Annotated in this window: 14 protein-coding genes; 10 read left to right on the top strand and 4 right to left on the bottom strand. The window is 71.9% G+C overall.

From position 1 onward, the window contains the following. Positions 1 to 5: 5 nt before the first annotated feature. Positions 6 to 1,508, bottom strand: a complete 1,503-nt coding sequence (locus E1287_RS22425) for a sulfatase (RefSeq protein ID WP_165969140.1) — start codon at positions 1,506 to 1,508, stop codon at positions 6 to 8. A 161-nt stretch (positions 1,509 to 1,669) separates the two neighbouring features. Between E1287_RS22425 and E1287_RS22430 the strand changes: the two genes are divergently transcribed. Beyond that, on the top strand, positions 1,670 to 3,154 hold the full coding sequence (locus tag E1287_RS22430; RefSeq protein ID WP_131967015.1) for a family 43 glycosylhydrolase: 1,485 nt from the start codon (positions 1,670 to 1,672) through the stop codon (positions 3,152 to 3,154). Between the two features lie 3 nt (positions 3,155 to 3,157). Here the strand turns inward: E1287_RS22430 and E1287_RS22435 are convergent, their stop codons facing one another. From E1287_RS22435 to E1287_RS22445, 3 genes are read right to left on the bottom strand one after another with little or no spacing between them, the layout of a single operon-like run. Beyond that, a complete protein-coding gene (locus tag E1287_RS22435) occupies positions 3,158 to 4,105 on the bottom strand; it encodes a glycosyltransferase (protein WP_131967016.1) in 948 nt (315 codons plus the stop codon). Between the two features lie 20 nt (positions 4,106 to 4,125). Beyond that, on the bottom strand, positions 4,126 to 5,319 hold the full coding sequence (locus E1287_RS22440; RefSeq protein WP_131967017.1) for a hypothetical protein: 1,194 nt from the start codon (positions 5,317 to 5,319) through the stop codon (positions 4,126 to 4,128). Between the two features lie 5 nt (positions 5,320 to 5,324). Continuing rightward, complete coding sequence (locus E1287_RS22445) at positions 5,325 to 6,662, bottom strand: hypothetical protein (protein ID WP_131967018.1); 1,338 nt, start codon at positions 6,660 to 6,662, stop codon at positions 5,325 to 5,327. 132 nt (positions 6,663 to 6,794) lie between these two features. Between E1287_RS22445 and glf the strand changes: the two genes are divergently transcribed. The 9 genes from glf to E1287_RS22490 form a co-directional block, all read left to right on the top strand. Beyond that, positions 6,795 to 8,009, top strand: a complete 1,215-nt coding sequence (gene glf, locus E1287_RS22450) for a UDP-galactopyranose mutase (RefSeq protein ID WP_131967019.1) — start codon at positions 6,795 to 6,797, stop codon at positions 8,007 to 8,009. Beyond that, a complete protein-coding gene (locus tag E1287_RS22455; RefSeq protein WP_243719329.1) occupies positions 8,006 to 10,117 on the top strand; it encodes a glycosyltransferase in 2,112 nt (703 codons plus the stop codon). Before glf ends, E1287_RS22455 begins: the two co-directional genes overlap by 4 nt. Then, on the top strand, positions 10,114 to 10,983 hold the full coding sequence (locus tag E1287_RS22460) for an ABC transporter permease (protein WP_131967020.1): 870 nt from the start codon (positions 10,114 to 10,116) through the stop codon (positions 10,981 to 10,983). Before E1287_RS22455 ends, E1287_RS22460 begins: the two co-directional genes overlap by 4 nt. Positions 10,984 to 10,985: 2 nt before the next feature. Continuing rightward, entirely contained in the window at positions 10,986 to 11,792 is an 807-nt protein-coding gene (locus tag E1287_RS22465) for an ABC transporter ATP-binding protein (protein WP_243719330.1), read from the top strand. Positions 11,793 to 11,855: 63 nt separating this feature from the next. Then, positions 11,856 to 14,552: an HAD family hydrolase gene (locus E1287_RS22470; RefSeq protein ID WP_131967021.1), complete on the top strand. Its 2,697-nt coding sequence runs from the start codon at positions 11,856 to 11,858 to the stop codon at positions 14,550 to 14,552. A gap of 40 nt (positions 14,553 to 14,592) precedes the next feature. Further along, positions 14,593 to 15,663, top strand: coding sequence for a class I SAM-dependent methyltransferase (locus E1287_RS22475; protein WP_207934387.1), 1,071 nt, complete (start codon positions 14,593 to 14,595; stop codon positions 15,661 to 15,663). Then, complete coding sequence (locus E1287_RS22480) at positions 15,660 to 17,273, top strand: DUF2142 domain-containing protein (RefSeq protein ID WP_131967022.1); 1,614 nt, start codon at positions 15,660 to 15,662, stop codon at positions 17,271 to 17,273. Before E1287_RS22475 ends, E1287_RS22480 begins: the two co-directional genes overlap by 4 nt. After that, a complete protein-coding gene (locus E1287_RS22485) occupies positions 17,209 to 18,099 on the top strand; it encodes a class I SAM-dependent methyltransferase (protein WP_131967023.1) in 891 nt (296 codons plus the stop codon). Before E1287_RS22480 ends, E1287_RS22485 begins: the two co-directional genes overlap by 65 nt. Positions 18,100 to 18,342: 243 nt before the next feature. Next, the coding region (locus tag E1287_RS22490) for a hypothetical protein (protein WP_165969141.1) at positions 18,343 to 20,366 on the top strand (2,024 nt) is incomplete at its 3' end.

A 20,366-nucleotide genomic window follows, 5' to 3' on the forward strand; every position in this document is an offset into this window, starting at 1 on the left:
TTCCCTCAGCGGCTCCGCCCCGCGGTGGTGCAGCTCTCACCGGTGCAGTGCGTGAGCGCGTACAGCAGGTCCGAGAGGTGCCGCCGCCGCTGTTCCGGCAGCGTGCCGGCGATGTTGTTCAGCTCGTGGGGGTCGCGGCGGCGGTCGTAGTACTCGCGCTCCCCGTTGGCGTACTCCACGTACAACAGGTCGTCGTTGCGAAGCGCGTTGTAGGTGGTCGGGGCACCGGGAGCGGAGTCCTGCCGGTCCGGGTCCGCGGGCGACGGCGGCGGTTTGACGTGCTCGACCAGCGCCGTCTCCCGCCAGCCTGACGGCTTGGCGCCGCGCAGGAACGGGACGAGCGACCGGCCGTCGGTCGCGGGCGGCGGGCGCACGCCGCCGAGCTCCAGGAACGTCGGGGCGAGGTCGGTGTTCTGCGCGGGCTCCCGGACCCGGTGACCAGGAGGGACGCTCGGTCCCACGACGACATAGGGGACGCGGATGTCGGTGTCGAACGCGGTCATCTTGCCCCCGGCCAGCCGGTGCTCGCCCATGTGGAAGCCGTTGTCGGAGCCGAAGACCAGATAGGTGTCGCGGTCGAGGCCGAGCTGCTTCAGGGTTGTCCGGATCCGGCCGATCATCTCGTCCACGGACTGGACCATCCGGACCCGGTCGCGGAAGCCCGCGTCGATGCGGTCGATCCCGGGCCTGCGGAGCGGGCGGTGCGACCGCAGCCAGGACGGCTTGTCTCGGATGTCCGTCTCGTTGAACGACGGCGAGCGCGGCGCGCGGAGGTTGGGGAATCCGCCGGCGTGCCGCGGCGCCGGGACGAACGGCCCGTGCGGCGCGAACGTCGAGATCTCCATGAAGAACGGCTGCGCCGACCCGTGGGCCTTCTTGATGAACTCCAGTCCCTTGTTCGCGAGGACGTCGGTCAGATAGTCCTGCGGCCTGCTGCCGTAATGGACGATCTGTCCGTTCTCGTTCAGGTTGTAGTTGTACTCGGGGTAGCCGTTGCCGGTGACGTACCACTCGTTCCAGCCCGGCGGGACGTACGGACGCGTCCCGCCATGCGTGTCGTGCGGCCGGTAGCCGTTCATGTACTTGCCGAGCAGCGCGGTGCGGTACCCGGCCTTCTGGAGGAACGGCGCGAACGACGCCTGCTCGCCGCCCTTCGCCTTGAAGACCTCGTAGCCGCCGTCGGGCGGGAAGTTGGTGCGCACCCCGGTGTTGTGCGGATACCTGCCGGTGAAGATCGTCGCGCGGGAGGTGCAGCATAGCGAGTCCGCCATGAGGAAGTTGTCGAAGGTGAGCCCGTCCCGCTGCATTCCGAGCACCTGGGGCATGTGCGCGATCAGGTTCCAGGAAAGGTCGTCGGTGAGGACGAACACGACGTTCGGCTTCTTCGCCGGCTTGGTCTCCTTCTGCCCGCCGCCCGGATTTCCCGGCGGCCGGACGCTGTTGCAGCCGCTGAGGCCGAGTGCGGCGACCAGGCAGAACAGGGCCGCGAGCCGCCGATGTCGGATCAACGTCCGTCTCTCCTTCGGGATGCGGGTGCTGATCAAGCGTAACGAGCGCGGGGACGTTTCGCGCATGATGGACGTTTTCCCTGCCGGGCGACGATGCCGCCATCTGCGGCGACCCCGCTGGTTCGCCGTACCGTGCGGGTTATTGGCATGATTCGGGTGCTATGAGGAGGACGGGCGGGGACCTGCGTGCGCTCGCGCCGGTGCTGCCGCTGGTCGCCGGGGCCGCGATCAGCGTGCTGGTGGCGTTGATCGTCGGGCTCGCCGTCTCGTGGGGACCGCTGTCCGGCGGGGCCGACGCCCGGTCCTCCCCGGGCGCGTCGAAGGAGCGGCCGGAGGACGAGGGGCCGCCGCTGCCGAGCCCGGCCGGCTCCCCGGCGCCGATCGACCCGCCCGGCTATTCGCCGGTGAAACCGGTGATCCACGGCTCGTTCGCCGATCCGACCGTGATCAAGGTGGCGGGCGGGTACTTCGCGTACGGCACCAACAACGCGGCCGCGACGATGCCGGTCGCGACGGCGACGTCCCCGACCGGGCCCTGGAAGGTGCTGCCCGGCGACGGCTTCGCCAGGCTCCCGGCCTGGGCGATGGAGGGGCGGACGTGGGCGCCCGAGGTCGTCCCGCCGAGCGGCGGGTCCGGCTCGTACGTGCTGTACTTCTCGGCACGCCGCAGAGGCGGCGACGAGCAGTGCATCGGCGTCGCGACGGCGTCGTCACCGGCCGGGCCGTTCATCCCGCGAGAAGGCGCGCCGCTGGTGTGCCCGCTGAACCTCGGCGGCGCCATCGACCCGGCGTCCTACATCGAGGAGGACGGCACGCGCTACCTCCTCTACAAGAGCGACGCCCGGAAGACGGCGGCGATCTACCTGGTCAAGCTGTCGCCGGACGGGCTGACGCTGGCCGGCCCGGCGAAGCAGATCATGGCGCGACGCGCGGACGAGCCCGTGCTCGTGGAGGCCCCCGACCTGGTCCGGCGGGGCGGCAAGTACGTGCTGTTCTACGCGTCCGGCTGGTACTTCAAGCCGAACTACCAGACCCGCTACGCGGTCGCGTCGTCGATCGAGGGGCCGTACCAGAAGGCGGCGTGGCCGCTCCAGTCGACCGGCGGGTACGAGCGGAAGATCGAGGGGCCGGGCAGCGCGGACGTCCTCGCCGACGACAGCGGCGACTACCTGGTCTTCCACGGCATCCGTGACTACCGCGGCGGTTCCCGGGTGACCCGGAGCATGTACGTCGCCCGGCTCGGATGGGACGGTGCGCGTCCCGCGATCCGGGGCGTCCCCGTCCGGTACGAGGCGGAGCGGGCGCGGCTGAACGGCTGCGTGTCCGCGCCGGTGCGGCCGTACGCGTCGGGCGGCCGGGCGATCGGTCCGTTCACCCACGACGGCTGCCGTGTGGACGTCCCCGTGTTCGCGCCCGCTGCCGGGCGGTACTCGGTCGCGGCGCGGTACGCCAACGCGACGGGCTACGACGCCGACCTGGAACTCTCGGTCAACGGTTACGCCGCGGAGCCCTTGCGGCTGCCCACCACGGCGAAGGCCGGCTGGGCGTCCGCGACGGCGAAGGTGGAACTGGCCGCCGGATGGAACACCGTCAGCCTGCGGAGGCTGGCCGGGCAGGGGCAGATCGACTATCTCGAACTCCGGTAGGGCTCACGTCTCCGGGTGAGTCGCCGTCATGGACGGGAAATCGACTCCGACCTCGCGCAGCACCACCGGGGTGGGCCTGGGGCGACCGGACAGCCCCGCCTTGACCCCGCGGAGCATCGCACGGCGCAGCACCGTCCGGTTCGAGGACCGGGCGAACGTGCGGCCCCAGCGCCGCAGGGTCGATCCCGCGTACAGGACGCGTTCCGCCGGGGCCAGGCCCGGGCTCCGGGAGAACAGCCAGATCTTGTTGCGGACCTCGTAGAAGAAGCGGTCACCGGGGTCGACGTCCGTCCCGCCGAACTCCCTGGTCTTGTGCACGGCGACGCTGTCCGGGCAGAGCAGACCGCGACGGCCGCGCAGGAGCCGGGTCGTGAACTCGAAGTCGTCGTTCCAGAGGAAGTAGTCGGCGACCGGGAGCCCGCGTTCCCGCACGCCCCTCGCGTCCACCAGCAGGGACACGAAGGACGCCGAGCGGATCGGCACGCAGCCCGCGGCCCGCGCGATCCGCGCCTCGGACGCCGTCGGCCTGGGCTTCGGACGCGGCGTGTTCATCGGATGATCGCGTCCGTCCGTCCAAACGACGCGGCCGGCCACCAGCGCGGGCGGCCCGTCCTCATCCGTCGTGGCCTGCTTCCGCGCAACCAGCAGTGCCTCAAGGGCCTTGGGCCCGGGGACCGTGTCGTCGTCCAGAAGCCAGAGGAGATCGGCGCCGCCGTCCAGCGCGCGGGCGATTCCCGCGCTGAACCCGCCCGCACCGCCCACGTTCTGGGGCAGGGTCAGCAGGTCGGCGTCCGGGAACCGGTCGGCGACCATTTCGGCGGTGCCGTCCGCGGACGCGTTGTCGATGACGATGACCCGGTCCGGGACGCGCGTCTGCGCGCCGAGCGCGGTCAGCGCCTCGTCCAAGAGCTCGCGCCGGTTGTAGGTGACGACGACCGCCGCGACGGACACGCCTCTCCCTGAACCCTGGTTCACGGGTTTCGCCTGTTCGCGCGCCGGGCGGCGCGCCGCAGCGGCGGCGACGGGGTCGCGGCCGCCTCCAGCAGCCGCCCCAGGTTCTCCCGGACCTCGGCCATCTCGCTGTGCAGGTGCGCGAGCCCGATGCGTTCGTGCGCCAGCGTCAGCTCCTCCAGCAGATGCGCCACGACACCGACAGAAGCGGTCGCGATCAGCTCGTCCGGGACGTCGCCCGGCAGCATGGCGGGGCCCGGGTCACGGGACGTCGTCAGCTCGCCGAGATCCCCGCGCACGTCGTAGCCCGCGGCGCGCAGGGCGTCCGCGACCTCCCGGGTGCGCTTCGCCGCCCACTCGGCGTGCCGTGCCGGCAGGCCCATCTGCGGACGTCCTGTCTTGGCGGTGCCCTCGGTGAGGCCGTGACCGACGAGGTACTGCCGGACCACGCGCTCGTAGTCGTCGCCCAGCGCCCGTCCGATCCGCTCGTTCAACCGGCGCAGCAGCTCCGCCTCGATCGCCGACAGCGGCTCGTCCGCGGGGATCCCCTCGACGTCGCACGCCCCGGCGTCCACGCCGATCAGGGCGCGGAAACGGTCCCACAGCAGACCCTGGCCGCCGCCCGGCGCGGGCAGGGTGAGCACGTGGACGCGCTCCTTCGGGACGGCGGACTCCCAGACCCCGAGCACCCGCACCGGGTCGTGAAGTCCCCAGAACATCTCGCCGTACGGCTTCGGCGCGTGGACGCCGCGTGCGACGAGGTCGTCCACGAACCGCTCGAACGCGATCGTGTGGCCGTGCCGGAGCTGCTCCTGCCAGTCCAGGATCAGCTGCCAGCCGAGGTCGCGGGTGGCGAACACCACGTGCACGTCGGCCGGTTCCAGCGCCGCGACGGCCCGCTTGACCTGCTGCTCGGTCGCACCGCCCAGCAGGCCCTGGGAGAAGACCACCGTGGGGCCGTCCCACTCACGGGCGCGTTCGGCCATCCGGCCCCATGCGCCGTCCCAGCTCGGCTCGCGTCGCCCGCCCCAGCTCATCTCGCGCAGGTCCATGACGGCCGCGAAGTGCTCCTGCGGACCGGCGACGGGGTAGTGGACGCCGGCGTCGGCGAGGCGGCGCCGGTTGTCCCACAAGGCCCGGTGGAGGAAGTCGGTCTCCGCCGCGGGCGCCCCGATGTGCAGGTAGACGGACTTCCCGGACTCCCCAGCGGCCACCGCGTTCACCTCGTTCCCGTCTCGGCGCCGGACCGTCCCGTCCCGCTGCGGAACCTCCGGTAGGCGCCGTGCAGCCGCCGTGCCGCCGGATAGCGGTCGTTCACGTTCCGCACCGCCCGCTCGGCGAGCGGCGCGGCGTCGTGCGCGAGCCGGCCGGTGGTCTGCGCCAGGTCGGCGGAATCTCTCCGCAGCAGGTCGATCTGGTCGCGGACCGGTAGCTCCGCACCGGGCACGGCGTCGGCGCCGTCCTTCCTCTCCAGGACGCGCCGCAGCAGCGCCGAGATGGCATCGACGCCGACATCGGCCATCTCCGCCCAGCACGGCTCGTCGGGCGGGTGCGCGGGCGCGGTCCCGAGGGCGGGGCCGGACGCGGCCGCGGGCATCAGCTCGTACAGGTCGCCCACCACGTGGTAGCCGGCGGCACGCAGGTCCTCCGCCATCTCGACGGCCCGTTCGGTTGCCCACGGGACGTGCTCGGCGGGCAGCTCGATCCGGACGGGCGACGGCCGCGCCGCGAGCACGTGCTGGGCGAGGAAGAGCTTGACGTCGTCGTTGTAGGCATGCCAGCCGACCCGGTCGCCGAGCGCCTCGTTGAGCCGCAGCAGGAACTGGGTCTCCGGCAGGCCGAGCGAGGGGTTCGCGAACGTGGTGGACAGGTCGTAGTCGTCTGGGACGAGGCCGGTGGCGGTGCAGAAACGCCGCCAGAGGAGGTCGCGCGGAGCGCCGGGCTTGGGCAGCGTGACGACGTGGACGCGCTCCGGCGGCAGGCCCGCGCCCCAGCGTCCGAGCACCGCGACCGGGTCCTGGAGCCCCCAGAAGAGCCGGGCGCTCTCGAACGTGCGCCAGTTCCGCCGCCGCAGGGCCGCCACGAACTCGGTGAACGGCGTGGCGAACCGGTTCTTGACGTCCTCCTGCCAGTGCGCCGGGATCTGCCGGCCGAGGTCACGCACGGTGAAGATCACGTGGACGTCGGCGAAGTCGAGGTCGGCCATGGCCTGCCGGACGTACGCGGGCCGGGCGGGCGCGAACAGCTCCTGCGAGACGATCACGTCGCCTTGCCAGGCGCGGGCCTCGTCCACCAGCGCCCGCCACGCTCCGCGGGTCCGCGGGTCGGACGCGCCGGAGAAGAACGTCCTGCGCAGGTCGAACGCCGCCCTGACATGGGCGGCGATGTCCTTGCCCGGGTAGAGGACGCCGCGCTCGCGCAGCCGGTCCCGGTTGTGCCACAGCACGTGCTGGAGGAACGTCGTCCCGCTCTTGGCGGCCCCGACGTGCAGGAAGACCGCGGGGCGCGGACTCTGCGCCGCACCACGCGCCGCACTGCGGGAAGTGGATGGGGGCACCGCGATCCCTGGACTCCTGCGCCGGTATCGATCGAACCCCGGGTATCTTAGCTCCATCCGGTACATACAGACCGGCCGGCGCCGGGCGCGGCCAGGTCTTCCTCTCCCCCCGCACGGGATGGACGCCGTCCAGTGAATGTTGATCTCGTGGTGGCCGGTTCCGGCTTCTTCGGGCTCACGGTCGCCGAGCGCTGCGCGGCCGGACTCGGGCTGCGCGTGCTGGTGCTCGACCGGCGCGACCACATCGGCGGCAACGCCTATAGCGAGACCGAGCCGGAGACGGGAATCGAAGTCCACCGCTATGGGGCGCACCTGTTCCACACGTCCAACGAGCGGGTCTGGGAGTACGCGAACCGGTTCACCGCCTTCACCGGCTACCGGCACCGCGTGTACTCCACGTTCAAGGGCCGGGTCTACCCGATGCCGATCAACCTCGGCACGATCTGCGCGTACTTCGGCCGCGCCTTCACCCCGGACGAGGCGCGCGCGCTGATCGCCGGGCAGGCCGCCGAGGTGCGGAACCCGGCCAACCTGGAGGAGAAGGCGATCTCGCTGATCGGACGCCCGCTGTACGAGGCGTTCATCCGCGGCTACACCGCGAAGCAGTGGCAGACCGACCCGCGGGACCTCCCGGCGGAGATCATCACCCGGCTGCCGGTGCGGTACACCTTCGACAACTCGTACTTCAACGACACCTACGAGGGTCTTCCGGTCGACGGCTACACGGCCTGGCTGGAGCGGATGGCCGACCATCCGAACATCGAGGTCAGGCTGAACACCGACTTCCTCGACCTGCGCGACGACGTCGTCGGCAACGTGCCCGTCGTCTACACCGGGCCCCTGGACCGCTACTTCGGCCACTCGGAAGGCGAACTCGGCTGGCGCACCCTGGACTTCGAGATGGAGGTCAAGCCGACCGGCGACTTCCAGGGCACCCCGGTCATGAACTACGCGGACGAGGACGTCCCGTACACGCGGATCCACGAGTTCCGCCATTTCCATCCCGAACGGGACGGCTACCCGTCCGACAAGACGGTCATCATGCGGGAGTTCTCGCGGGCCGCCGAGCGGGGCGACGAGCCGTACTACCCGGTCAACACCGCCGCCGACCGCGCCCGCCTGCACGCCTACCGGGAACTGGCCGCGCGCGAGGACGGCGTCCTGTTCGGCGGGCGGCTCGGCACCTACAAGTACCTCGATATGCACATGGCCATCGCGAGCGCGCTCGGAATGGTCGACAACAAACTGCGTCCCCATTTCGGCAGTGGTTCGCGTCTAACAAACGCAAGGCCCCGGGGGTCTGGGGAGCCGTCTTCCCAGAAGGAACATGGAGGTGTGGACGAGTGAGCCGATCCGCCGAGGCGGCCGAGCCGGGGGGCGCCGCCGGAGACCTGCGCGTCCTGCAGCGGGTCGTGATGCCCGTGGACCGCGACCTGGACGTCCTCAAGCTGTACGTCGAGGGCGACATCGCGCGGGGCGCGGAGGCGTTCGCAGCCGAGGCCGCAGTCGAGGCCGGTCTCCTCTCCGGCCCCGCCGACATCGTCGGCCGGCGCAGCGTGGTCGTGCCGGTGGGACGCCGTGCGTCGTTCGCCACCTACTTCAACGCGTTCCCGGCCAGCTACTGGCGGCGGTGGACGACGGTGAAGGAGGTGGTCCTGCGGGTCAGGCTGCGCGGCCAGGCCAGCGTGATCGTCTACCGGTCCAGCGCGAAGGGCCACATCGAGCGCGTCGACTCCGTCCGGATCGACTCGGAGGACTCCCGCGAGGAGACGATCCGGCTGACGCTGCGCCCGTTCATCGACGGCGGCTGGTACTGGATGGACGTCGTCGCGGGCGAGGGCACCGCCGTCCTGGAGCGGGCCGACTGGTGCGCGGACCCGAGCGCTGCCGGCCGCGTCCGGCAGGGTCGGGTCAGCCTGGGCATCACGACGTTCAACCGGCCGGGCTACTGCGTCGACCAGCTCATCGCGCTCGGGCAGGCGCCCGAGGTCCTGGACGTGGTGGACGAGATCTACGTCGTCGACCAGGGCGCCCAGCGGGTCCGCGACGACGGGGACTTCGCGCGGGCGGCGGAGTCGCTCGGGCCGCGGCTCCGCGTGATCGAGCAGGGCAACCTCGGCGGGTCGGGCGGCTTCTCCCGGGCGATGGACGAGACGGTCCGGGCCGGGAAGAGCGACTACGTCCTCCTGCTCGACGACGACGTCGTCACCGAGACCGAGGGCGTGCTGCGCGCGGTCGCGTTCGCGGACTTCGCCCGCACGCCGACGATCGTGGGCGGGCACATGTTCAACCTGTTCGCCCGCTCCCAGCTGCACGCCTACGGCGAGACCATCGGCCGGTACCGCTGGTGGTGGGAGGAGGCCCCGCACACCAAGCGGGAGCACGACTTCGCCGTCCCGCCGAACCCGTTCCCGGTCCTGAACCCGAACACGAACCGGCGCGTGAGGAAGAGCTCGGGGAGCCTGCGGCAGACGAAGTGGCTGCACCGGCGCGTGGACGTCGACTACAACGGCTGGTGGATGTGCCTCATCCCCACCGACGTGGTCCGCAAGGTCGGCCTGTCCATGCCGATGTTCATCAAATGGGACGACGCCGAGTACTGCGTCCGCGCGGGCGAGGCGGGCTTTCCGACCGTGTCCCTTCCCGGGATGGCCGCCTGGCACGTCCCGTGGCAGGACAAGGACGACGGCATCGACTGGCAGGCGTATTTCCACGAGCGCAACCGGCTGGTCACGGCGCTGCTGCACTCCCCGTACGAGCGGGGCGGCAACCTTCCCAAGGAGAGCTTCATCATCTCGGTGAAGCACGCCCTCGCGATGCAGTACTCCACCGCCGAGCTGATGCTGTCGGCGATCGAGGACGTGCTGACCGGGCCGGAGCACATGCACGGCGGGATCGCCACGAAGCTCCCCGAGCTCCTGGCGTTCCGGGCGGCCTTCCCGGACGCGCAGAGCCGCGTCAGCCACGAGGAGTTCCCGCAGGTCCGGATGACCAAGCCGCTGAAGCGGGGACGCGGGTTCAAGCCGCCGAAGGGGAGGGTGAACGTGCTGGCGAGCGCGATGCTCGGCACCGTGAAGCAGCTCCGTCCCGTGGACGCGGCGGCGCTCGGCAACCCGCAGGCGGTGGTGCCGAGCATCGACCGGCACTGGAGCCTGCTGGCGCAGCTCGACAGCGCGCTGGTCTCGTCCGCCGACGGCACGAAGGTGGCCTGGTACCAGCGCGACCCTGAGCGGTTCAGGGCGTTGCTGAGGCGGACGTCGGTGCTCCACGCCCGGCTCAGCCGGGAGTGGCCCGAGCTGAGCCGCCGGTACCGGGCGGCCATGACCGAGCTCGCCTCGCCGGAGGCGTGGCGCGCGACGTTCGACGCGTCTCCGCCCAGCCCGCCGCCCGCCGCCGGCTCCGCGAATGCCGCCGACTCCGCGAACGCCGCCGGTTCCGGAGGCGGACGGGAATGACGGTCACGCCGATCCACGCGGACGCGGGGCTCCGGCCTCCCGGACGCGACGGCGGGCTGCGGCAGACGTTCCGGAGCAAGTACCTGCTGCGGCTGCTGGTACGCCGGGAGCTGCGGGCCCGCTACAAGGGGTCCCTGCTGGGTCTCGGCTGGTCGTACGTGCGGCCGGCGGTGCACTTCGCCGTCTACTACTACGTCATCGGCGTCTTTCTCGGCCTGGACCAGCTGATCGAGAACTTCCCGGTCTACCTGTTCTCGGGCATGGTGCTGATCAACCTGTTCACCGAGACGCTGCATTCGGCGACCCGCTCGGTGACCGGCAACGCCGCGCTCGTCCGGAAGGTGTTCCTGCCCCGCGAGCTGTTCCCGACGGCGTCGGCGCTGGTGTCGCTGGTGCACTTCCTGCCGGGCCTGACGATCCTGCTGGGGGCGGCCGTCGCCACCGGGTGGCGGCCTTCGCCGGAGGGGCTCGCCGCGGCCGTGCTCGGGTTCGCGATCATCGCCGTCCTCGGGCTCGGGCTCGGGCTGCTGTGCGCGGCCGTCAACGTGTTCTTCCGCGACCTGGAGCAGGTCGTGGACATCCTCATGATCGTCATCACCTGGTCGGCGCCGATGATCTACCCGTGGACGCACGTCCGGGAGCACGCGCCCGGCTGGGTCCTGGACGTGTATCTCGCCAACCCGCTCGTCAGCGCCGTGTCCCTGTTCCAGCGCGCCTTCTGGTTCCCCGGAACCCGCGGCGACTTCACGTTCCCGCCCGATCTGTACGCCCGCGCGGGCATCTCCCTCGCCGCCAGCGTGCTGGTCTTCGCCGCCGGGCACGCGGCCTTCGCCCGCATGCAGAAGCGTTTCGCGCAGGAGCTGTAGCCGTGGCCCCCTCGATCGTCATCGACCGCGTCACGAAGAACTTCACGCTGCGGCACGCGCGCTCGATCAAGGAGATGAGCGTCCGCGCGTTCCGCCGGCAGAGCCTCTCGGACCGGTTCCGCGCCCTGGACGAGGTGAGCCTCACGATCGGCCAGGGCGAGACCGTCGCGCTGATGGGCCTGAACGGGTCGGGCAAGAGCACGCTGCTCAAGCTCATCTCGGGCGTCATGCAGCCGGACGAGGGGTCGGTGCTCGTCCGCGGCCGCGTCGCGGGGCTGATCGACGTGGGCGCCGGGCTGCATCCGGAGCTGACGGGACGGGAGAACGTCTTCCTCAACGGGGCGATCCTCGGCATGTCCCAGGCGGAGATCACGCGGAAGTTCGACGCGATCGCGGAGTTCTCCGGCGTCGAGGACTTCCTCGACGACCAGGTGAAGTTCTACTCGTCCGGCATGTTCATGCGGCTGGCGTTCTCGATCGCCGCGCACACCGAGCCCGACGTGTTCCTGATCGACGAGGTGCTGGCGGTCGGCGACCCGCCGTTCCGGGAGAAGTGCCTCGACCGCATCCGCGAGCTCCGCGGCGAGGGCCGCACGATGGTCATCGTCGCGCACGACGTCCGGATGCTCGTCGGGCTCTGCGACCGCGGCGTCACGCTGCGCCAGGGCCGGGTGATCTTCGACGGGGCGACGGAGGAGGCCGGCCGGCTGGTGCGCGAGGACCGTGAGGCGCGCCGCGCCGCCGCGGCGGGAACCGCGGTCCGCTCGGGCTTCACGACCGGGCCCGCACACGGAGAAACCGGTGGATAGGGTGTCCCGAGCCGCGGCCGGGGGCCGCATGCGCCGCCGGTGCAGGACCAGGGGAGAGATGCGGTGTTGACCAAGCAGGAGTCCGCGTGCCCGTTGCTCGACGACGTCCATCGCATCGTCGCCGACCGGGCGTGCTCCGTGCTGTCCCTGGACATCTTCGACACGGTGCTGTGGCGGCGCGTCCCTCGTCCGACGGACGCGTTCGCGCTGCTCGGCTCCCGGCTGCGGGACGCGGGGCTCTGCCCGCCGTGGGTGACGGACGCGACGTTCCGCCGGATGCGGATCGCCGCCGAGGAGGCGGCCCGCCGCGGCCGGGACGCCCTCGGCACCGAGGTGTCGCTGTTCGACATCTGGCGCGCCATGCCGGCCGGCGTCTTCGGGTCCGCGCCGCTCGACCAGCTCGCCGGGGCCGAGCTGCGGCTCGAACGCGAGCTGACCGTCGTGGACCTCGACGTCGCCGAGCTCGTGCGGGCCGCGCGGAAACAGGACGTCCAGGTCGTCCTGGTCTCGGACACGTATTTCACCGAGGACCAGCTCGCGCACCTGCTCGACCGTCCGGAACTCGGCCCGCTGGACGACGTGCGGATCTTCCGGTCGAACCAGCACGGCACCGACAAGGCGTCCGGCCTCTGGGAGATCGTCCTGCGCGACATCGGCCGCAGCCCGGAGCAGGTGGTGCACGTCGGCGACCACGAGGTCGCCGACCATGAGGTCCCGTCCGAGCTGGGCGTCCGCACGGTCCACTACCGCCGGTTCGACGAGCCGTACCTGGACGTGCTGGAGCGCGAGCGCGAGCCCGTCGAGCCGTTCGGCGACCACGCCCCCGACCTGGACGACCTGCACGGCGACTTCGGCCTGACCAGCCTGCGCGCCAAGGCCGTCCACTCGGGCGTCCCGTTCACCACGTCCGCGCTGGACGTCGCGTGGCGGTACGGGGCCGGCGTCCTCGGCCCGGTGCTGACCGGCTTCGCGGAGTGGGCCGCGGCGAAGGCGCACGAGGCGGGCACCCGCAGGCTGTGGTGCTCGATGCGCGAGGGCGAGCTGCTGTCCCGGCTGATCAACGAGGCGGCGCGGGCGCGCGGCTGGGACGTCGAGGCCAAGCCCGTCTGGCTGTCGCGGTTCGTGACGTCGCTGGCGGCCCTCGACCCGCACGACACCGACGCGGTGCACGCGTTCATCCGCACCGGCTACCGGCTGACCGTCCGGCAGACCCTGTCGGTCCTGGACCTTCATCCCGGCGACGTGCCGGGCCTGGCGACCGAGCTCGACACCGTCATCGACAACGGAGACATCGCCGGCCGCGTGGCCCGCGCGCTGACCGAGACGCCGCACCTGTGCAACCGGCTCGCCGTGACGGTCACCGCCGCCCGCGAACGCATGATCAAGTCGCTGCGGGACGCCGGCGCGCTCGACGCCGCGGCGCCCCCCCGCCGAGCCGGCGAGGCCGGTGAGCTGACCCTCGTCGACCTCGGCTGGGGCGGCACGATCCAGCGGCAGCTCGCCGCGGCCCTGAAGATCGCGCGCATCGGCGTCCGGGTGTCCGGGCTGTACCTGGCGACGGACGACCGCGCCGAACGCGTGTACCTGGCCGGGCTGCGCGCCGAGGGCTATCTGGCGCAGGCCGGGCACCCGGCGCACATCGCCGCGACCGTCACCCGCAGCCCCGAGATCGTGGAGCAGTGCGTCAACGCGCTGTGCGGGTCGCTGATCGGCTTCACCGAGGACGGCGAACCGGTCCTCGGGGAGACGTCCGACTCGCCGTCCCAGAACGCCGAGCGCCGGACGGTGCAGGACGGCATCCTGGCGTTCCAGCACATGTGGAACAGGTACGTCGCCGCGTCCGACGGCGCCTGGGCGGACCTCACCGGCCCCGGACCGGCCCGCGACCGGCTGGCGAGGATCCTGGTGGCCGCGCTGGAGTCGCCTACCGCCGACGAGGCCGCCGTGTTCGGCAACTGGACGCACGAGGACAACTTCGGCTCCTCGCTCGTCACGACCCTGCTGCCCGCCGACCTGAAGCCCGCCATTCCGTACCTTTCGCCCGGCGACCTCGACGACCTGCACATGCGCGACTCGTTCTGGCCGGCGCTGATCGCCGCGTCCGACACCGGGCTCGGCGCGATGGCGCGGGCCATCGCCGAGGGCGCGATCGGCGCGGAGGCGTTCGAGCCCGCCGGCGAGCCGTACGAGACGCGGCTGCGCTACCGGACGGCGGACGACCGGTGGCACGACCCCGTCCGCCGCCGCGTCAGGATCAACCACAACGGGCTGTCGTTCGCCCGGCTCGCGTTCGAGCACCACGACACCGTCGACATCTCCCTGGCGATCCCCGGCCGTCCCGCGATCGTGCGGGTCGACTGGATCGAGGCCAAGGTCATCGCGGGCGGCCGCCGCCGCGAGCAGGTGCTCCGCTGGGACCGGCCGGAGGACTTCGTCGGCCTCCACTACGCGGACTGCCGCTACCTCGGCGGCAACCTGATGGAGTTCGACACCCCGTACGCGGCGGTGTGGCTTCCGCTCGCCCGCCGCGCGGGGGTCCCCGCGGTGTCGTCCGGGCAGGTCACCGTCGCGTTCGCGATGCTGCCGCAGTCGATGACCGGCATGGCGCCGCGGATGCCGGTCGACCGGAGGGCCGAGCGGTCCGCGCGGGCCGCGCGCCTCACCGAAAGGCTCCGCGAGGAGTACCGGACGGCCGGGGTCAAGGGCGTCGCGGTCGGCGCCGGACGAGTGGCCAGGAGGAAGCTCGGTGACACCCGATGAGTTCACGCGCGCGTCAGGCGCGGACCGACCGGGGCATGAGGTGACCGGATCCCGCGAGGACCCGCACGCGCAGGCCCGCGCCGCCCGCGCGCAGCCCCTGCTGCTGCACTCGATGTCGCTGTTCCGGGAACTGTTCGAGACGATCTTCGCGCACCGCGAGATCGCCACCGTGGTCGAGGTCGGCGTGGAGTCCGGACAGGTCAGCTCCGTGTACGCCGATCTCGGCGCGACGGTGCACTGCGTCGAGCCCGCGCCGGGCGACGAGCTGCGCGCCGTCCTCGCCGAGGACCCGAGGCTGAACCTGGTCGAGGGCCTGTCCCCGGCGGTGCTCGGCGAGCTGCCGGCCGCCGACCTGTACGTCCTGGACGGCGACCACAACTACGCGGTCGTCCGCGAGGAACTCGCGTGGATCATGGCGAACGCCCCTGACGCGGTGGTCGCCATGCACGATGTGCTGTGGCCGTGCGGCCGCCGTGACTTCTACTACCAGCCGTCCCCCCTCGCGCCCGGGGACGCGCATCCCGCCACGACGGACGGACCGACGGTCTGGCACGACGACCTCACCCCCGCCGGGTTCGTGGGCGACGGCGTGTTCACGGCCGCCGTGGACGCCGGCGGGCCGCGCAACGGCGTCCTCACGGCCGTCGAGGACGCGCTGGCCGATGACGGCGCCGCCGGCGGCTGGCGGTTCGCGATCGTCCCCGCCGTGTTCGGGTTCGGTGTCCTGATGAGGACGTCCGCGCCGGGCGCGGAGCAGATCTTCGACGCGTTGCGTCCCCTCACGTCCTCGAACCTCCTCGCGGCCCTGGAGAACAACCGGATCGCGCTCTACACCCGCGTCCTGCAACTGCAGTACGAGGCGGCGGCCCGGACGGACGACGCGGACCGCCTGACCGAGACCGTCAACAGGCAGCAGCAGGAGATCGTGGACCTGCGAGCCGAGCTCGACCGGGCCAAGGCCGAGAACGCGACGAGGCGTCAGGAACTGGACAGGTTGCGCGGCGCCTCCGTCCCGCAGCGGGTCCGGGAACCGGAGCTGAGCGAGGCCGTGACGCACCTTGGGCGGGCCCTGTCCGCCCGTATCCGCAAGCCCCCCGGGAGCGCGCGATGAAACAGGAACCCGCGCTCCCCGATAAGCGCCTCCGGCTGATCGCGCTGCTCGCCTTCCTCGGCTTCTTCGCGGTCGGCGGCGGATGGGCGATCGCCATGCCGTGGGACGGCGGGACGGACGAGCAGCCGCACGTCACCAGGGCGGCCGGCGTCGTCAGCGGCGGGATGTTCGCACCACCCGAGGAGATCCGGGTGCCGAACATCAAGGATCCGATTCCCGGCGTCTTCCAGTCGGTCCCGGCGGGCGTGGCGCGCCGGTCACCGGCCTGCTTCGCGTTCGATCCGAAGAAGTCGGCCGCCTGCCTGGAGGAAACCGCCACGGATTCGCCGCACGACCAGGTGAGGGTGTTCACCTACACGGGCCGCTACCCGCCCACCTACTCCTTGTTCGTCGGGTGGCCGTTGAAGTGGTGGCCGAGCGAGACCGGGCTCCTGCTGGCCCGGCTGATCAGCGCCGCGCTCTCGGCCGCGTTCCTCGCCGCCGCGGTGTACAGCGTGCTGGCGTGGTCCCGCAGGCCGTTCCTGCTCGCCGGGCTGCTCGTCGCCACGACGCCCATGACGATGCAGCTCGCGGGCATGGTCAACCCCAACGGCCTGGAGATCACCGCCTCCATCGCCATGTGGACGGCGGTGATCCCCCTCGTGCTCGGACGCGGCCCCGTCGATCGGCGGCTGCTGATCCTCTTCGCGGTCTCGGCCGTGACGGTCGCCTGCATCCGGCCCGCCGGTCCCATGGCCGTAGCGGTCGCGCTGGCGGTCCTGCTCGGCACGGCCGGCCGCGCCCGCCTCGGCGGGCTGGCACGCGACCGGCGGGTGTGGGCGACGGGCGCCGTCATCGCGACCGCGTGCGCGGCCTCGGCGGTGTGGACCCTGGTCATGCACGCCACCGGGCTCGTCCCGACGCCCTACGAGTCCGGGCACGACACGCCCGACGCGCTCAAGGTCATCGCCGTCTGGCGGGTCGCGTTCTACTGGAAGTCAATGGTCGGCATCTTCGGGTGGACGGACGTCGAGTTGCCGGACTCCTTCTACGCCCTCTGGTTCGCCGCGACGGGATTCATCCTCATCGCGGCGCTGGCCTCGGGACGGCGCAGCGACCGGCTCCGGCTGGCACTGATCGTCGTGGCGAGCTTCGTCCTGCCGGTGGTGATGGACACCGTGGGCTCGAAGAACATGGGGATGATGGCGCACGGCCGGTACATCCTGCCCGTCGCCGCCGGCGCCGCCCTCATGGCGGCCTACACCGTCGACCGGCGCGGCCCGCTCGCGCCGCGCGCCGCCGGGTCTGCGGTGGGCTGGCTGGCGGTCGTCCTGCTGCCCGCGCACCTGATCGGGCTGGCGTGGACGATGGTCCGGTACCAGCACGGCTTGTACACCTGGGTCGTCCCGCCGGTGAACCCGCTGTCCGGTGACTGGCAGCCGCCGTTCGGCTCGGCCACGGCCCTGGTGACGGCGGTGGCCGGGCTCGCCGCGCTCGGAGCGATGGTCCGCCTGGCCAGCGCCCCGGCGACCGTCGGCACGGTGGCTCTGAGAGAGGGATCTGAAAATGACGGACTACGTCTCGACCGTGGCGATGCAGAAGGACACGTGGGGAACCTTCCTCGACCCTGACCCCCGCCTGGCCGGCGCCGAGAATCCACATGAAGCGCTGGAGATCCCGATCCAGGGCGGGCACCACGCCGACCTGGACGCATTCGCCGGAAAGAACGCGATCTTCGACCGGACGGCCGCCCGGATCCAGAGCGTGGGCCTCGCCTACGAGGACCAGTGCAGCGCCTACCACTACTTCGACCTCTTCGGCCGTGTCGAACGCTGCCACGGCGACCTGTCCAGGCTGGTCGACGTGGGCGTCTTCATGGGCGGCTCGGCGGCCGTCCTGGCCGGCTGCGTCGAGCCCATGGGCCTGGAACTCGACCTCGTCGACGTCAACGACGCCTACCTGCAGTTCACCTACGAGCGGTTGCGCCGCGCCTTCCCGCGCGCGATGACCCGCGTCCGCATGTTCCACGGGGACCTGCCGACCTACGCGGCCGTCGTGCTCGGCTCCGAGCCGCGGACGCGGGCGCTGGTCCACCATGACGGAGCGCACAACTTCGACCAGGTCATCAAGGACTTGAGCGCGTTGTTCTTCGTCCGCGACCGGGTGCACGGCCTGGCGATCCAGGGCACCCACCTGCGCGGCGACATCGGGTACCTCAACTTCGTGGACGCCGCCGTCTACGCGATGTTCGGCGTCGGCGTGAAGTACGAACCCCTCGGCGCGAACTTCCCCGTGGACGCTCCGGTGACCGTCCCGAACGAATGGGACGGGAACTACTTCCTCGCCGGCCAGCCCGAGGGCATGTACGTGCCGTTCGACGGCGTGGAGTGGAGGTACCCCCACCCGACGATGGAGCTGGACGACTTCCTCCCGGTGCAGGCCCCACCCGCCGGCTGACCGATTGTGGCCGGATGTGGACATAGGGGTGGAGAGGGTTGTCCGATCTTTCCCGCAGGTTGGCCTGGTGACCGAATTGGCGAAGAGCGTCACGCATCTGGGGGCCTGTTCCATTGAATGAGACGCGGGGATGCCGCAAGCTCTTTACCCTGTGCTGTGTAGGCAGATGTAGGAAACCAACCCGGCCACCCCCAGGCGTTCCATACATTCCCGCGACTCCAGGGGTCTCTCGACGTGACGGACATGGCGAGCGGGTCCGCGATGGCGCGGCTCACACAGCCCGACCGCGTCTATGTGGGCTGGCGCTACGCGCAGGTGCACCCCGATCCGGGGCCGCCTCCAGGGCGCCCCGAGCGGCCCGAACGGGCCCCGGCGGCGGCTTTGGCGCGGCGGCCGGGCGAGCACATGGCGGCGAGCCCGCTGCGGATCGCGTTCGGCGGGACGCTCGTCGGCGTCGTCCTGTTCCTGCTGTGCGGCGCCGCGGGCGTGATCCCGTGGGCGTTCGCGGCCGTCGCGCTGCTGGCCTTCGCGATCATCCTGGGCATCACCGGCGGCGCGCTGTGGCGGGACGAGCGGAGCGTCCGTGAGCGGATCGCGCACGAGCGGGACATCGAGGAGCGCGAGCGGGCCGTCCGGGAGCGGGAGCTGGACGCGGCCGAGAAGGCGTACGCGAAGGCCCGCTCCGACTGGGAGCGCCGCAGGTCGGCCTACGAGGGCCAGCGCGAGTGGTATCCGGTCGCCGTCCCGCCTGGTGTCGACCGGGTGGACGTCGTCGGCGGCACCCTGGCGGGCTGGTCGGCGGCCGTCACGACGATGGGCGCGGCCCGTCTCGCGGTGGGGGCGCGGCTCACCGTCATCGACCTGTCCGAGGGCGCGGTCGCGCACGACCTGCTCCGCCTGGCCGCCGACCGCGGCGACGACCCGCTCGTGTGGGTCCTGCCCAACGACCTGCCGCGCCTGGACGTCACCCGCGGCCTGAACCCCGAGGCGCTCGCGGACGTGCTGTCGCTGGTCGTCAGCGCGGGCGAGGAGGAGGGCGGCACCCGCGACCTGTCGTTCGACAACTCGATCCTGGAACGCATCATCGACGTCCTCGGCCCGGACGCGACGATCCCGCGGATCACCGCGGCGCTGCGCGTCCTGGCCCAGGTCGGCGACCCGCGTGACGACCTGCGCAAGGGCCTGCTCACCGACGATCAGCTGGAGCGGATCGCGACCCTGTTCGGCCGCGACGCCACCGACCGCATCGTCGTCCGCCGCGCCTGGGCCCTGGAAGCGCAGCTTCGTAAGCTGGAGAAACTCGCCACCGAACCGGTACGGCTGCCGCCGTCCCGCCTCCACGTCGTGTCAATGGACAGGCGCGCCGGCGTCCTCACCAACCGCATCCTCGGGACCTACGTCACGACCGCGCTCACCCACCGGATCAGGGAGGCCCCGCCCGGCGGACGCTGGGACCACACGCTGTTCCTGTGCGGCGCCGAGAAGCTGCGCGGGGACGTCCTGGACCGCCTCATCGACGCCTGCGAAGCCACCGGGACCGGACTCGTCCTGATGTACCGGTCGATCCCCGGCCACGTCCGGGAGCGCCTCGGCCGCCGTGGCCACGCTGCCGTCGGCTTCATGCGGCTCGGCAACCCGGAGGACGCCCGCGTCGCCGCCGAGCACATCGGCGCCGGCCAGCCGCTCCTCATCGCCGAGATCACCGACTCCGCGGGCGAGACGCTGTTCGACGTCGCGGGGGAGAGCTACGCCAGCACCGTCGCGTACGCCCGTCCGTCCGGCGACGGCCTCACCGACCCGGTCTGGTCGCCGCTCCCCGCCCCCGCCGCCGACGACTCGGCCCTCGTCGAGGGCATCAGCTCCGCCACGGCCTGGGGCCGAACCGTCGCCGACCGCCGCGACGACGGCGACACCAACGGCAAGCAGCGTTTCCGCGAACTCATGGTGGAGCCCCCGCAACTCCAGGAACTGCCGCCGACCGCAATGGTCTTCACCCATTCGGGCACGACAGGCCGCCGCATCCTCCTCGTGGACGCCAACCCCGGCATCATCACCCTGCCGACCGCCCATTCAATGGAATTCGAGGAGTACCTCCGCGAGCAGGAGACACGCCCCCAGCCCGACGAGGAATCCCCTGCGGAGGTGCCGACCCCCGCCCCAGTCCCGGAACCAGCGCCACCGGCGACTCCCGCTCCGCGCCTCCTCCAACCCTCCCGAGCCCGCCACGCCCTCCCACGCGGCGCCGCGGCCCCTCGCCCCGTCCGGAT

This window comes from Actinomadura sp. KC06 (assembly GCF_004348735.1).
Taxonomy (GTDB): Bacteria; Actinomycetota; Actinomycetes; order Streptosporangiales; family Streptosporangiaceae; genus Spirillospora.

What these genes read in the sequence shown, in the direction of transcription:
- E1287_RS22430 (WP_131967015.1), top strand. Translation starts at nt 1,670, where the DNA reads ATGAGGAGGACGGGCGGGGACCTGCGTGCGCTCGCGCCGGTGCTGCCG.
- E1287_RS22480 (WP_131967022.1), top strand. Translation starts at nt 15,660, where the DNA reads ATGAAACAGGAACCCGCGCTCCCCGATAAGCGCCTCCGGCTGATCGCG.
- E1287_RS22460 (WP_131967020.1), top strand. Translation starts at nt 10,114, where the DNA reads ATGACGGTCACGCCGATCCACGCGGACGCGGGGCTCCGGCCTCCCGGA.
- E1287_RS22485 (WP_131967023.1), top strand. Translation starts at nt 17,209, where the DNA reads ATGACGGACTACGTCTCGACCGTGGCGATGCAGAAGGACACGTGGGGA.